Raw genomic sequence first — 13476 nt, 5'->3', positions numbered from 1 at the left:
CGAAGTGGGTGAAGCGGACGGCGGATACACCGTCGACCCGGAGCAGTTGGCGACGCACTCGAAGACCGTGCAGCGGGTCGGAGCTGAGCTGGGGCAGGCGCTGGCGGCGGCCGAACAAGTCACGATGGGGGTGCAGGCGTACGGCATGATCTGCGGGCCGCTGTTCGTCCCGATGGTGCTCGCGGTCTCCGCGCCGGGACTGATCACGCTGAAGATGGCGCAGGACGCGATGACGTCGGTGTCGGACACCGTCTCGAAGGTCGCCGACACTTACCGGCGGACGGAGGACGCGCACGTAACGACGCTCAAACCGCTGATGAGCCAGCTGGAGTCCGGCAAGTCCGGGCCGGGGCCGGCGGCATGAGCAACCCGCTGGTCGCCGCCAAACAGGACTCGACGACGTGGCATTCCGGGATCAACGTCATCGACGACGCGGCGAGCGCGTACGAAGGGATCTCCTCGGGTTCGTGGATCGAGGGCGGGATCGGCGCGCTCGGCGCGGGCCTCGACGTCCTGACGATGGCGATGAACCCGGTGGGGACCTTGATCTCCTACGGGCTGAACTGGCTGATCGAGCACGTCAAGCCGTTGCAGGACGCGCTCAACCAGCTCGCCGGGGACGCGGACCAGATCGCGGTGTACGCGCAGACCTGGAAGAACGTCGCCACCGCCGTCGACAAGGCCGCGAAGGACCTGGCCGCGAGCGTCGCGAAGGAGACCGCGCACTGGACCGGCGCCGGCGCGGACGCCTACCGCGCGAACCTCAAGGAGAAGACCGACCACCTCGGTGCCGCGTCGACGTGTGCGGCGGCGATCGGCACGGTGGTCGAGATCGTCGGGGTGATCACCGGCGCGGTGCGGATGCTCGTCCGCGACATGGTCACCCAGGCGGTCGGGGACTTCATCCAGGACGCGCTGGAGGAGGTCTGCTCGCTCGGCCTCGGCACTCCCGTGGTGGTCGCACAGGTCGTCGAACAGGTGTCGGCGTGGATCGAAAAGATCGGCGCGGCCATCAAGAAGCTGATCAACTCGGTCGAAAAGCTGCGGCCGCTGATGAGCAAGCTCGAGGAGATCTTCGCGGCGGTCAAGAAAGCGATGGCCGCTCTGCACGGCCGCGCGGGCGGCGAAGAGCCGCACCTCGGCGGCGAGGGCACGCACGCGTCCTCCGCCGAGGGCCCCCACCCGTCCTCTGCCGAAGGCACGCACGCCACCGGGCCGGAGGGCAGTGCGGACACAGGCCCCAGCTCTTTGCGCGACGACGCGGCCAACCCCGCGGACCGGGCGCAGGAACCCGCAGGCCGCTGCGGGCGGAAGGAACCCGTCGACGCGGCCACCGGCGAAATGTTCCTGGTGCAGACCGATGTCGAACTGCCGGGCGTCCTGCCGCTGGTGCTGCGCCGGACGCACGTGTCCTCCTACCGTTCGGGGAGGCTGTTCGGCCCGTCCTGGTCGTCCACTTTGGACCAGCGGCTGGAGTTCGACGAGCGGGGCGTGTGTTTCGCCGGGCCCGACGGGGTGATCCTGGTCTATCCGCTCCCTCCGGCGGCCGGTGCCGCGGTGCTGCCCGTCGTGGGCTCGCGGTGGCCGTTGGGGCGGTCCGCGGACGGCGGGTACGTGCTCAGCCAGCCGGAAACCGGACGGACGCTGCACTTTCCGCCGCCGGAGGGCGGCGTGGCCCCGCTCGCGGTCGTCGCCGATCGCCGCGGCAACCGGATCGAATTCGACCGCGACGCCGACGGCGTGCCCACCGCCGTGCGCCACTCGGGCGGCTACCGCATCGCCGTGGACAGCGAGCACGGCCGGGTGACCGGGCTCCGTCTCGTGAGCGGGCCCGGCGACGAGATCGCGCTGACCGGGTTCGAGTACACCGGCGCTCGGCTGACTTCGATCACGAACTCGTCCGGCCAGGCAATGCGGTTCAGCTACGACCACGCCGGGCGCGTCGTCCGCTGGGACGACCGGATCGGCGAGTGGTACGCCTACACCTACGACCACGAAGGCCGGTGCGTGCGGACCGACGGCGCGGGCGACATGCTGACCGGCGCCTTCGAGTACGACACCGCGAACCGGATCACCCGCGAGACCGACTCGCTCGGCAATGTCAGCACCTACCACTTCGACGAACTGCACCAGTTGACGCGAGAGGTGGACCCGCTCGGCAACGAGACCAGGTACGAGTGGGACGGGCTCCGCAGACTGGCTTCCCGCACCGACCCGACCGGCCGCACGACGCGGCGCACCTACGACGACGACGGCAATCTCGTCGCCGTCACGCGCCCGGACGGCAGCCAGAGCCTGGCCGAGTACAACGAGTTCCGGCAGCCGGTGACGGTGGTGCAGCCGGACGGCGGGGTCTGGCGGCGGACCTACACCGCCGCCGGCGACCTCGCCAGCGTGACCGATCCGGCGGGCGCGACGACCCGGTATTCCTACGACGCGAGGGGTTTCCTCGCCGCCATCACCGATCCGGCCGGCAGCCGCAAGCGGATCGAGACCAATGCGGCGGGGCTGCCGATGCGGGTGACCGGACCTCGCGGCGAGCTGAGCACGTGCACCCGGGACCAGTTCGGCCGGATCGCGAGCTTCACCGACGCGGCCGGGAACACCACGCGGCTGACCTGGACGGTGGAGGGCAGGCTGCTGTCGCGGACGTTGCCGGGCGGTGCCTGCGAGCGCTGGCGCTACGACGCGGAAGGCGGCCAGACCGAGCGGGTGGACGCACTGGGCAACCGCACCCGCGTCGAGCTGACCCATTTCGGGCTGCCGAAGGTCCGGACCGAGGCGGACGGGTCCTGGCTCGAATACCAGTACGACACTGAGCTGCGCATCGTCGCGGTCCGCAACGCGCTCGGCCTGACCTGGCGCTACGAGTACGACGCTGCCGGGCGGCTGGTCAGCGAGACGGACTTCAACGGCCGGGTGCTCCGCTACGAGCGGGACGGCGCCGGGCGCGTGGAACGACGCACGAACGGTGCCGGCGAATCCACGGTCTTCGTCCGCGACGCACTCGGCGCGGTGGTGGAGCGCAGGTCGGCCGATGCCGTCACGACATTCGGCTACGACGAGATGGGACGGCTGAGCCGGGCGGTCAACGGCGACGCGGAGGTGGTCTTCGAACGGGACGCACTCGGCCGGGTGCTGGCCGAGACGGTCAACGGCCGCACGCTGCGGTCGGAATTCGACGTCGCCGGTCAGCGGATCGCCCGCACTACGCCGACCGGGCAGCGCAGTGTCTGGGAGTACGACGCGAGCCACCGGCCGACGGCCCTGCGCACCGGCGGGCACGTGATGAGCTTCGGCTACGACCAAGCGGGCCACGAGATCGAACGGCTGCTCGACACCGGCACCGTACTGGCGCAGGCGTGGGACGCCGATCACCGGCTCCTTTCCCAGACCGTGTCCGCCGCGGCCGGCGGCTCGGCGCAGTCGCGCCTGGTGCAGCGGCGGGCCTACCACTACCGGCCCGACGGCTTGCTCACCGGGATCGACGACGAACTTGCCGGGCCCACCCGGTTCGAACTCGACCAGGCGGGACGGGTCACCGGCGTAGCGGCAGCGGACGGCGTGGAGCAGTACGCGTACGCGCCGACGGGCGTCCTTGCCGCGTCGGCGCTGCCGGGGAGACGCTCGCGCCGCGGGAGTTCGAGGGCACCCTGCTGCGCTCGTCGGGCGGCCTGCGGTACCGGCACGACGCACAGGGCCGGGTCGTCCTGCGGCAGCGCAAGCGGCTGTCCGCCAAACCCGCGACCTGGCACTACCGCTGGGACAGCGAGGACCGCCTGGTCGGCGTGACCACTCCGGACGGGACCCGGTGGCGCTACCGGTACGACCCGCTCGGCCGCCGCATCGCCAAGCAGCGGCTCGGCCCGGACGGCGTCCAGGTGGCCGAGCAGGTCGATTTCGTCTGGGACGGCAGCACGCTCGCGGAGCAAGTGCACAACGGTTCCGCCGCGACCACCTGGGACTGGGCTCCCGGCGGACGGCAGCCGGTGAGCCAGACCCAGCGCGACCGCGGGCAGGGGTGGGTCGACCGGCAGTTCTACTCGCTCGTCACCGACCTCGTCGGCACCGCGGCCGAACTCGTCGACGAGCAGGGAAACGTGGCCTGGCGCCGGCGGGACTCGCTGTGGGGCGAGGTGCTCGGGAACCGGACCGACCGGGCGAGCACGCCGCTGCGTTTCCCCGGCCAGTACTTCGACGCCGAGACCGGCCTGCACTACAACTACCACCGCTACTACGACCCGGCGGCCGGGCAGTACGTGTCGCACGATCCCCTCGGGCTCGCGCCGTCCCCGAACACCCAGGGCTACGTCGCCAACCCCACCGGCTGGATCGACCCGTTCGGCCTGGAGGGCTGCACTTTTGAGAACCAGCAGCCGGAAAGCCTCGACGCCGAGCGGGAAGTGATGCGCCGCAACGGGGTCACGCCGACGACCCCCGGCACGCCCGAATTCGACGCGATGATCAACTCGGGGGACGGGCAGCTGAAGTGGGTGGTCACCGAGAGCGGAGAACTGCGCGTCGCGCCGCACACCGTGAACGGCGACGAAATCAGCCACGCCGCCATCGCGGACGGCAGCCGCGTCCGAGCGGCCGGTCAGGCGAACGTCGCGGGCGGCTCGGACGCCGGCTACTTCGGTCTCGAGATCGACAACCACAGCGGCCACTACTTCCACGGGGTGGCGCACGACGGGGACGCGGTGATCCAGGAGGGCGTCGACGCGTTCGGCCGCTACGGTGTCCCGGACACCTGGGAGAGGAGCCCGGTCGGTGGAGGCTGACGAACTCGACGCGCTGAGGTTCGCGGATCCGGCGGACCAGCGTGCCGGATTGCTGGCCCTGCGGCCTCCGAACGGCGGGACGAACTGGTGGCTCGGCGTGGTCCAGCACGTCACGCTGGGCGCGACCGGCCCCGGAACGCCCGAGACGGAGCGGCGGGCGTGGGCGGAGCTGGCCGTGGCCGCCTTGGAGACCGCGCTCGAGACCGGCGGCCTGGACGACCGTGAGGTGGCGACCCGGGAGGCGAGGCTGTGTCTCGCCCTGGCCCCCGGCGACCGGCCGCAGACCCTGCTGCCGGACCGGGCCGCCCGTCGCTGTCTGGATCTGGTCGGGGTTTCCCCGCCGAGGTCGCCGCGACGCCCTGGTCGTTGCGGGCCGAGGACGTCCCGGTGATGCGGAAGCTGCGCCGGGTCCGCATCCTGGTCGTCCCCGCGCTGGAGCTGGCGGAGCAGGTCGAGGACGAAGAGCTGCGCGGAGAACTCGCGCGGTGGCGCGACGTCGTGCCGACCCTGCCCTGACCATCCCGCCCGGGCCCTCGTACCAACCGGCCACGGCGCGTTTCCCCGGGCGTTATTCCTTCGGGTCGCGGATGGCGTGCCAGAGCGCGAAGAAGGCGGAGTCGGTGATGCTGGCGAGGCCGGGCTGGTCGAGGTCGAGGGGCTGGTCGGTGAGCGAGCCGTAGTCGTCGTCGAGGTTCTGCCACCAGTGGCGGTGGGCGATGCCGGTGGAGCTGATGTCGATCTGTTTGACGGCGACTGTTTCTTCGTCGACGTCGACGGTTTCCCAGAGCCAGCGGGCGCCCTCATCGACGAGCCCGTCGTCGACATACTCGAAGTAGGACCGCGGGCCGGGTGCCTCGTCCAGCGTCCGATACCAGGTGACGGCGGCCCGGAACGCGGTCTCGGTCTCAGCGGGCCATCCTCGGCGGGCTGCCAGGAGCCGGTAACGCTCGTCGACATCGGCTGGCAGGTTGGTCATGGTCGGATTCTGTCAGGTCCGTTGGGCACCGTTCGCCACGGTGATGCAGATGGTCACCGGCGATATGCCGTTTCCGGCGGCCTGAGCCTTCCCTCGATAGGAAATGCGCAGCTCAGCCGCTGGTGCAGCGGCGCGAGTGTCGGACCTCGTCTTCGGCAATGGCTCCTGCATCAGGCCGGACTGTCTTCCGGCGCTGGTCACCGGCTTGCGGCAAGCAGAAACCCCAGGTCAAGCACTCGGTATCCGCAGCTTTTTAAGGTTGGGCGCACCGTCATCCGGGCCCGCCGAGCGGGCTTTCGAACGCAGGAATACGAGGTGCTCTCCCATGACCAACCATCCGGACCGACGAAAGCCGCATCGCACTCCCCAGGCCCCGGACCCCTGGCGGGTGGCCCAGGTCCTCCTCGCCGCAGTTCGCATCCTCTGGTGGTTTTGGCAGGAACACCGCTAGACCGGCTCAGCTTCTCCTGGAAATCTCCCGCAGGTGCGCGTCGATTCCTTCCTTGCGAATGCGCTGACCGCATTTGGGGCACCAGATCGTGCGGGGAATCTCGATATGTTTGGCGCAGCGACCGCACCTGATGTGCATGGCTTGCCCGCGGACGAAGCTTTCCTCGGGAATGCTGATCTCCGTCCCGCAATGCGGGCAGCCGAAAACGTGGTGAATCCACGGAGACGGCGGCGGTCCCTGCGGCGTGTGACCGCAGCCGACGCACGGCGCGTCCGCCGGGTCGCCCGGGCCGAGCCGGCGGTACCGTGCCCGCAGCTGCTCGTTGATGTCCGGACGCAGTTGTTCGCAGTCCTCGCAGGCCATCTCCGGCTCGACGACGATCGTGACCTGTTCGCAGGCTGCGCATGCTCTGTGCTGCGTCCCCTTGCGCAGGGCTCCCCAGGCGACCGAGGTCGAGATGATGGCCGACGGCGCGGCACAGCCGGGACAGATCAGGACCGGGTTCTCCCGGTCCGGTTTCCCGCCGCACGAAGCGCAGCGTTTCTGCTGGGAGAACCATCGCACGGCTACCACGTCTCCTCGCTCGAATCCGGGGCGTCCGAGAGCGTAGGTCCGGTGCCCGGGACCGGTCCCGCGCGCGCAGCCAGGTGCGTGCCCGGCCTTCCCCGCGCGACGCGGACGGCAGCGCTGCGGTAGCCAGCGCTACGGCTCTAGCGGAGGGCGACGGCCGCGGACCGGGCTGACCGACTCGAGCCGTTCGGCCAGCGCGAGAAGGTCGTTGTCAGCCCACCAGTTTCCGACGAGCTGGACACCGATCGGCAGGCCGCCGGCGGTCGTGCCGAACGGCAGCGAGACGGCGGGCAGGCCGGTGAGATTGAAGGGCACCGTGGCCCGCATGACGGCGCGGGCGGGGACTTTCTGCCCGTCGACGACGTAGCTGGACCGGGCGTGGGGCGGTGCCGGGATCGTCACGACCGGGCAGATGAGCATGTCGTAGGACCGGAACCAGTGCGCGAACCCGGACCTCAGCTGTTCCACCTCGTTCTCAGCGGCGAGGTAGTCGGCGAGCGCGACGTCGGGAGCTTGGAGCGTCCGCGCGATCACCGGGTGCAGCTGGGTCTCCCGGCCGGCCGTGATGTCGCGCAGGTGCGGCAACATCTCGGCGGTGAACAGCGTCGCCGAAATCTGGGTGCAATCGCGTTCGGCAAGCCATGGCAGGTCGACCTGCTCGACCGGGAAGCCGAGGTCGGCCAGTGCCGTCGCCGCCGCTGCCACCGTGTCGGCCACCTCGGGGTCGATCGGGCCGAACGCTTCGGCGGTCCAGCCGATCCGGGCGGGCGCGCCGGGCCGGGCGGTGGCGGGGATGGCGACCGCGTAGGGGTCCAGTCCGTCGGGTCCTTCCAGCAGTGACAGCGCCAGGCGCAGGTCGCGCACGCTGCGCGCCATCGGGCCGGTGTGCCACCATCGGCGCAGCGCGTGGGGGAAATGCCCGGTGGACGGCACCCGTCCGTGGGTGGGTTTGATCGAGGCGATGCCAGTGTCGTGCGCCGGCCCGCGTACGGAGATCGCGACGTCGCTGCCCAGGCCGAGTGGCGAGAGCCCCGCCGCGATCGCCGCGGACTCGCCGCCGCTGGACCCGCCCGGCGTGCGGTCGCGGTCGTAGGGGTTGAGCGACCGGCCGACGACCAGATTGTCGGTCTCGGTCCAGTACGACATCTCCGGCAGATTGGTCTTCGCGAGCGGAATCCCGCCGGCGGCCCGCAACCGGGCGACCGCGGTGGCGTCGGCGGCCGGCACGTGGCCGGCGAACAGCGACGATCCCCGGGTGGTTCGCACGCCCTCGGTGTCGAACGAATCCTTGATCGTGAACGGCACGCCGGCCAGCGGTCCGGTACGCGGCCGCGCGGCCGCGGCGAGGGCCTGCTCGCCGAGCACGGTGACGAACGCGTTGACCCGGCTGGCTATCGCCTCGATACGGTCCAGATGAGCCTGCACGACCTCGGCTGCGGTGACTTCGCCGGAAGCGATCAGACGTGCCAGTTCGGTCGCGTCGGACCACACCAGATCCATGACGTTCATCATCGATCATGCTACTGGCGGCGGAACGGACGGCTGACTGCATCTGGCGCAGTCCCGGGTGCCTGGTGTTCCACGCTGATCGGAGCCCGCTGTCGGGGTCGAGGCCGGGCAGGGCATGGCGTCCATCTTCGCGGTGATGGTGAATCCGGTGCGGGTCAGGACTGTCCACGCGGAGCGTGCTGTCGCGGCTTCGATAGCTCGGTCCCGCCGCGATGGCCTCCGGTCTGTCGAGGCGACTGCTATCGCAACCGCCTCGAAAATGCTCGACGCGGTTGATCGAACACCCAGCTGAATTCACTCCCGGTAGGCGCACACCTCGTGCTCGTCTTCCCGCACGGCAGGCTGCGGTCGCAGTGGAAACGGCTGCCGGTCGCCGGGTCCTACCTCGTGCTCGCGGTCCAGCCGAGCACCTGCGTGGCCTCGTTCCACGGCCCGTCCAGGCGGCGGGTGCCGCCGGTGGTCAGGTCCGCCACGATCAGCTGGTGGGTGTTGGCGTCCGCGTACGCCGCGGCGAGCGCACCTGGCGCCGGTGACGGGACGAACGTGGTGCTGCCGACGGGTTCGCGGATGCCGCTGTCGCCGCCCAGCGCGATCGGCAGGGTCCGGGAGCTGCGCTGCTGTCCGGTGGCCGGGTCGAACAGCTTGACGGTGTAGTCGTAGCTGTCCTCGTCGCCGGTGTGCGAAACGACCACAAGCGCGCAGGTTCCGGGCTGGAAGAACCACGCGGTGTCACCGGCACCCAGCGCCACTTCGGTAGTGCGCGACAGATCGGAGGCGTCGGCGAGGAGCGTCGGTCCGGTCACGGCCGGATCGGGTGCCCGGTGCAGCAGCGCGTGTCCCTGGCAAGCGTGCAGGAGGTCTTCCTTCTCGGGCAGGTCCTGGACAGTGCCCGCGGCGACGTGGCCGACGACTGTCGTGTTCGGCGCGAGCGCGCCGCTGGCCGGGATCGTCGAGGGCAGATCGCCGTTGTAGCGGCTGAGGATCACCGTGTCCGGGTCGACCCAGCGGGCGCACGTCATCCCGGACACGACGTCCCGAGACTCGCCCGAGGAGCCAGGCCCGGTCTCGTGGTAAGCGCCGCTGGGCCGGGTGACGAGTCCGGCCACAGCGCCCTTGCGGTCTGCTGTGGTGACCCCTTGTTCGGAGGTGATCGCGACGTGCGCGCTGTCGGGTGCCCAGGTCGCGCACAGCGGATCGGTCACCGTGGCTTGGGCGACGATCTCGGTGCCGGCGGCGACATCATGCAGCACGATCCGCCCGGCGCCGTTGACGTAGGCGAGCGTCCGACCGTCCGGCGACAGCGCCACAGCGGGCAGCGTCGGTGCCGTATTCCCGCTCAGCAACGGCGTCGCGGCGCCTTCGGTCACCTGCCAAACCGCGGCCTGCCCGGCCTTGTCCTTGCCGGCCACGACCAACGATCCGCCGATCACCGGCGGCGCAATCTCGGGCGGCGACGAGCACGCGGCGGCGAGGGTGGTCGGTGCGGAGAATTCGCTGCTAGTCGGCGACCAGCTCCTTGAGCGCAGCTGCAGCGGCGGCGGGTTCACCGGAGCTTCCGCTCCTGCGCCTCATGCACGGAAACCTGCCAATGCTCCGCAGTCGGAATCCTGGCCGATGGTCGAGAACTCTCGGGCCATCCACTGGCCGAGGAAGTTGCGGACTTCCGACGTGATCTCCGACTCAAACAGTGCAGCTTGAGCGTATTCCTGGGCGACGTTGCCCTGTCGTGCATCCGACACGACTCGTAACCAGGCTAGATCGTAGCCGACGTCAACGACTATCCCATGCACCCCATTGGACTCGAGGTACGGAAGGGCGAGCAGGCAGATAAGATTCAGGGATAGTCCAGCGTATTGGCTGACCGGAATGGAATTCTGCCGGCTATACGGGGAATCGCGCCAAGTGATAGGGGTGAAGCGCTGGGCTAGCGGCGTTAGCCTCCACTGGTCCTTGTCGATCCACGGCTGCGACGCGTTCATCAGAGACGAGACGAGTCGTACCTGATCGCCACCGTCGACCGTGTACCGCTTGCCTCGCAGCAGATCAGAAGGCTATTGGATTGCGGATCTCGCGGAGGAACATCCTTCGGGCGTAGAGCACGACCGGACCACAGCGATTGACAGTGTCACCAATCCCTCGCAGGGCAGACGTGTACAGCGACGCGTACGCCCAGTCACCGGTTCGGACGAAGATCTCATTCCGTACGTCTTCGGGGAGCAGGAACAGTTCGCCGAGGCCGTGGGCGACGAAGTACACCTCGTCGCTGTAGTCGTTGAGTGCTTTCACGATTGACTCCCCGAGACTACGACGGATGATCGAGGCATTGCTCGGGGAGGACTGGTGGATCAGCGCGACCATAATCGAGTCCGCAGCCATGGCATCGGCTCGGAACTCGCCCCTCGTGTCAAAGTTGATCCGGGTGTGGAGGGGAGCTTGCAAGCCCAGGTCGAGGGTTGCCTCGACCACCCGCCGGATGACATCGGTGCCCGGATGGACGTAGGCGAGTGACCTCGCCGCCATGCTGGTGACGTCGTGGCTCGGGGATTCGGTGAGCGCGATGCGGAGGAAGTCGTCGGCGCCGCCTTCGGTATTGCGGTCCAAAAGCTGAAGAGCCAGCTGAACCACGACGTCCCACTGGCCGATCCGGTGCTGAAGAGCCAGCTGAACCACGACGTCCCACTGGCCGATCCGGTGCTGAAGAGCCTGCCATAGCGCTTCCGGTGTCGAATGGGTGCGTACAAGGTGTTCTGCGGCGAAGTATTCCAGAAAGGTCCGATGGGTGAAGCCATAGAGCGATTCGAACTCGGTCGATCCCATGTCAGTGAGGATCCACGCGCGGCCAGCGCAGAAGTCCATGAACTGCTCGGCTGTGGCCAGTGCCTCGTCCCCGTCGAATCCCTTTCCTGCCAGATACCGGGAAAGCACCAGTACGATGCTCGTGCGTGGTTGGGGCTGACCGGATTCTGCGGCAGTGAGCTGGTGCCACGCGAGGTGCTGCACAGCTCCGCGCAATCTTCCTTGGAACGGCAAGGACACGGTGATGCCGCGCATCCGGTCCCAGCGCTCGAACATCATGATCGCGCATCGCTCGTAAACTTGGCTGAGGTTTCGTGGAATATAGCGTTCGCCGGCATACATCGCGCACAGGAGAGAGAGCAGCAAAGGATTTCGTCGCAGCTCGTGGACCGACTTCCCGTCCGCCAGGAACTGTTGTGTGATCTGCTCCCGTTCAGCGGAGGGCGTTCCTTCATCCAGGGCGAACCAGCGCCTCGCATACTCGACCACCTGGTGGTCTCTCAAATCGGTGAGGATGCCAGTCCGGAACAACACAGGATCGAGCGGCGCGTCGCCGTAGCCGATCTTCCGCGCGGTGATCAGCATGGGAACAAGCGGATGGCAGTGTGCGAAACCCTCCACTAGTTGGACGACCTGGCGGCGGAGCCCTGGTTCGACCAGTTCGTCCAAACCGTCGAGGATCACCACAGCTCGGCCGTTGCCGAGCAGGTACTCGACAGCTTGCTCTGGCGGACGCACGTTGTACGGTGCCTCGCACGCCCGTTCGAGGTAGTGCGCCAACCTGAGCCCGCCGCCAGCGAAAGATTCGCCGAAATTACGCAGAGTGAGCAAGAACGGCACTCTCCCCTCTGCTCCCGGGACGAGGTCTCGGGCTACGTCGTGGGCGAGTTTCGCTGCCAGCGTCGACTTCCCTGCCCCGGGGTTTCCGAGTATTACCGTCCGGTGCGCGGGCAGCGCAAGCTCGCTCGGTTGGGCACCGTCGTCATTGTCGGAGAAGCGCACGACCGGTGGAACATAAAGCTGCTCGTACGTGGCGGACCGCCTGGTGCCCAGGTGCGGCAGGCGCATCTCCGCGTGGATCACCCCTACCTGCCGCCGCAACTGGTCGGCGAATTCGTGGATTGCTGTCGTCGCTGAGAGCCCGGCCAGCAGCCGACTGTTCTGCGCGGCAGTAGCGGCGAGATGCCCTGCTGCCACTAGACGGGTGGTGTCGTGCGGGGTCAGCGGGCCATGCAGTTCCACCTTCACAGTGGTGGTGAGCGCATCGAACACGAGATCTGCTGCGGTGGTGAGAAGTTCGGATCGCAGACTCGCGGTATGGCGTATGCCCTGGCGGATTTCTTCGCGGAGGTCGACCTGCAACCTGTCCCGCTCTTCGTCCTTCAGCGCCACACCGAGGATCAGCTGGAGTGCGATCTCCTCGAATTCAGGTGAGGCGAGGTACGCCCTCAGCCCTGCGGCTTCGGCATCCCGCAGTTCGGGAAAGAACTCCTCCGCCACCCGAATGGGTGTCGCAGCGCGGACGGTGTCCCGAATTCGCAGCAAAGTGCTCCGTTCGCGGGATTTTCCGTAGAGCTTAACGGTTGCCCGGCCGAGAATCTTCGCAACCTGTGACTCTAGCCCGGTCATACCCATTCTGCTCGCTTTCCCTATCGGCCACCAGTGTCGGCATCAGCGTAATGATTGGGTGGTGCCACGATCGAGTTGCCACTGCAGCGCGATCGCCTCATGCTGGTGCGTAATGTACGCGCGATCGACGATCGATCCAATGCAAGGAAAGCCGCTCAGCGGCGATCTTGCCATCTTCACGAGACACGGAGCGCCGGCCTGATGTCGGCGATGATCGTGCCGATCGCGGTGACAAAGCTCGTCACTGACTACGCTGTGCCGGTTGATGCGCACCACGCGCAGGAGGAGATCCTGCGCAAGAACGCCCGCCTCGGTGCGGTCGAGGTCCCGGTGTCGTCGCCTGCGCGCGGGCGCAGGCCACTGGTGAATGCGATGCCGCCGCGAAACCCTGCTCCTGCCGTTCTCCGTCGCGAACTTTGACAATCCGACCTGCGAGCTGTTCGGACTTGCCATCGAAAGTGGGCGCTCGTCTCGTTCCTTCTGTCCTCACCTCCGGGCCGCGCCGTAATTCCGCTGGCGCGGTTTTGGCCGCCGTCGAGCGAGAGCTGCACCAATTCCTTAGGGCTAGACTAGAAGTATTACACTGGTCTTTGGTCGGGCAAGAGTGCATTCCTTGGAGAATTGTCCAGCATGTCGTCCAAGACACGTTGAATTCTTCAGGCAATTGATCAGAAGCTACTGTTCGCCCAGCAATGCCAGCAGCGAAATGTTGCCGGATTCTGATGCAGATGAGGAGCGCTGTGCCGTGCGCGAACGCCGCGGAA

At 68.3% G+C, this 13476-nt stretch carries 12 protein-coding genes; 6 read left to right on the top strand and 6 right to left on the bottom strand.

Translation table 11 applies throughout. The features are described 5' to 3' along the window. The first annotated feature begins 4 nt into the window (after positions 1 to 4). From RPX00_RS36945 to RPX00_RS36925, 5 genes are read left to right on the top strand one after another with little or no spacing between them, the layout of a single operon-like run. A complete protein-coding gene (locus RPX00_RS36945) occupies positions 5 to 364 on the top strand; it encodes a type VII secretion target (protein ID WP_406632385.1) in 360 nt (119 codons plus the stop codon). Next, a complete protein-coding gene (locus RPX00_RS36940; protein ID WP_406632384.1) occupies positions 361 to 3792 on the top strand; it encodes a DUF6531 domain-containing protein in 3432 nt (1143 codons plus the stop codon). The genes RPX00_RS36945 and RPX00_RS36940 overlap by 4 nt, the downstream gene beginning before the upstream one ends. Then, on the top strand, positions 3789 to 4781 hold the full coding sequence (locus tag RPX00_RS36935; protein WP_406632383.1) for an RHS repeat-associated core domain-containing protein: 993 nt from the start codon (positions 3789 to 3791) through the stop codon (positions 4779 to 4781). The genes RPX00_RS36940 and RPX00_RS36935 overlap by 4 nt, the downstream gene beginning before the upstream one ends. Continuing rightward, positions 4771 to 5172, top strand: a complete 402-nt coding sequence (locus RPX00_RS36930) for a hypothetical protein (protein ID WP_406632382.1) — start codon at positions 4771 to 4773, stop codon at positions 5170 to 5172. Before RPX00_RS36935 ends, RPX00_RS36930 begins: the two co-directional genes overlap by 11 nt. Further along, complete coding sequence (locus RPX00_RS36925) at positions 5169 to 5297, top strand: hypothetical protein (RefSeq protein ID WP_406632381.1); 129 nt, start codon at positions 5169 to 5171, stop codon at positions 5295 to 5297. The genes RPX00_RS36930 and RPX00_RS36925 overlap by 4 nt, the downstream gene beginning before the upstream one ends. Before the next feature lie 52 nt (positions 5298 to 5349). On the opposite strand, the gene RPX00_RS36920 is transcribed toward RPX00_RS36925, so the two are convergent. From RPX00_RS36920 to RPX00_RS36895, 6 genes are all read right to left on the bottom strand, one after another. After that, positions 5350 to 5757, bottom strand: coding sequence for a hypothetical protein (locus RPX00_RS36920; RefSeq protein ID WP_406632380.1), 408 nt, complete (start codon positions 5755 to 5757; stop codon positions 5350 to 5352). A 457-nt stretch (positions 5758 to 6214) separates the two neighbouring features. After that, positions 6215 to 6781 carry an MJ0042-type zinc finger domain-containing protein gene (locus RPX00_RS36915; RefSeq protein ID WP_406632379.1) on the bottom strand — a complete coding sequence of 189 codons (567 nt, stop codon included), beginning with the start codon at positions 6779 to 6781 and terminating at the stop codon, positions 6215 to 6217. Positions 6782 to 6910: 129 nt separating this feature from the next. Beyond that, positions 6911 to 8287 carry an amidase gene (locus RPX00_RS36910; protein ID WP_406632378.1) on the bottom strand — a complete coding sequence of 459 codons (1377 nt, stop codon included), beginning with the start codon at positions 8285 to 8287 and terminating at the stop codon, positions 6911 to 6913. Positions 8288 to 8667: 380 nt separating this feature from the next. Then, entirely contained in the window at positions 8668 to 9834 is a 1167-nt protein-coding gene (locus tag RPX00_RS36905; RefSeq protein ID WP_406632377.1) for a TolB family protein, read from the bottom strand. Between the two features lie 21 nt (positions 9835 to 9855). Then, positions 9856 to 10266 carry a hypothetical protein gene (locus RPX00_RS36900; RefSeq protein ID WP_406632376.1) on the bottom strand — a complete coding sequence of 137 codons (411 nt, stop codon included), beginning with the start codon at positions 10264 to 10266 and terminating at the stop codon, positions 9856 to 9858. A gap of 64 nt (positions 10267 to 10330) precedes the next feature. Beyond that, a complete protein-coding gene (locus tag RPX00_RS36895; protein WP_406632375.1) occupies positions 10331 to 12712 on the bottom strand; it encodes an NACHT domain-containing protein in 2382 nt (793 codons plus the stop codon). Between the two features lie 201 nt (positions 12713 to 12913). Here RPX00_RS36895 and RPX00_RS36890 point away from each other — a divergent pair, with 201 nt between their 5' ends. Further along, positions 12914 to 13132: a hypothetical protein gene (locus RPX00_RS36890; protein ID WP_406632374.1), complete on the top strand. Its 219-nt coding sequence runs from the start codon at positions 12914 to 12916 to the stop codon at positions 13130 to 13132. Positions 13133 to 13476: the final 344 nt, after the last annotated feature.

Origin of the sequence: Amycolatopsis sp. WGS_07 (assembly GCF_045278895.1) — a bacterium.
GTDB lineage: Bacteria > Actinomycetota > Actinomycetes > Mycobacteriales > Pseudonocardiaceae > Amycolatopsis.
Note: the sequence above shows the minus strand (reverse complement) of the source record. Positions and strands in the feature narration are given on the sequence as shown.

Bases quoted from the DNA above. Each gene is read 5' to 3' on its own strand.
- RPX00_RS36940 (WP_406632384.1), top strand. From the start codon at position 361: ATGAGCAACCCGCTGGTCGCCGCCAAACAGGACTCGACGACGTGGCAT.
- RPX00_RS36920 (WP_406632380.1), bottom strand. From the start codon at position 5,757: ATGACCAACCTGCCAGCCGATGTCGACGAGCGTTACCGGCTCCTGGCA.
- RPX00_RS36910 (WP_406632378.1), bottom strand. From the start codon at position 8,287: ATGAACGTCATGGATCTGGTGTGGTCCGACGCGACCGAACTGGCACGT.
- RPX00_RS36900 (WP_406632376.1), bottom strand. From the start codon at position 10,266: ATGAACGCGTCGCAGCCGTGGATCGACAAGGACCAGTGGAGGCTAACG.
- RPX00_RS36895 (WP_406632375.1), bottom strand. From the start codon at position 12,712: ATGACCGGGCTAGAGTCACAGGTTGCGAAGATTCTCGGCCGGGCAACC.
- RPX00_RS36890 (WP_406632374.1), top strand. From the start codon at position 12,914: ATGTCGGCGATGATCGTGCCGATCGCGGTGACAAAGCTCGTCACTGAC.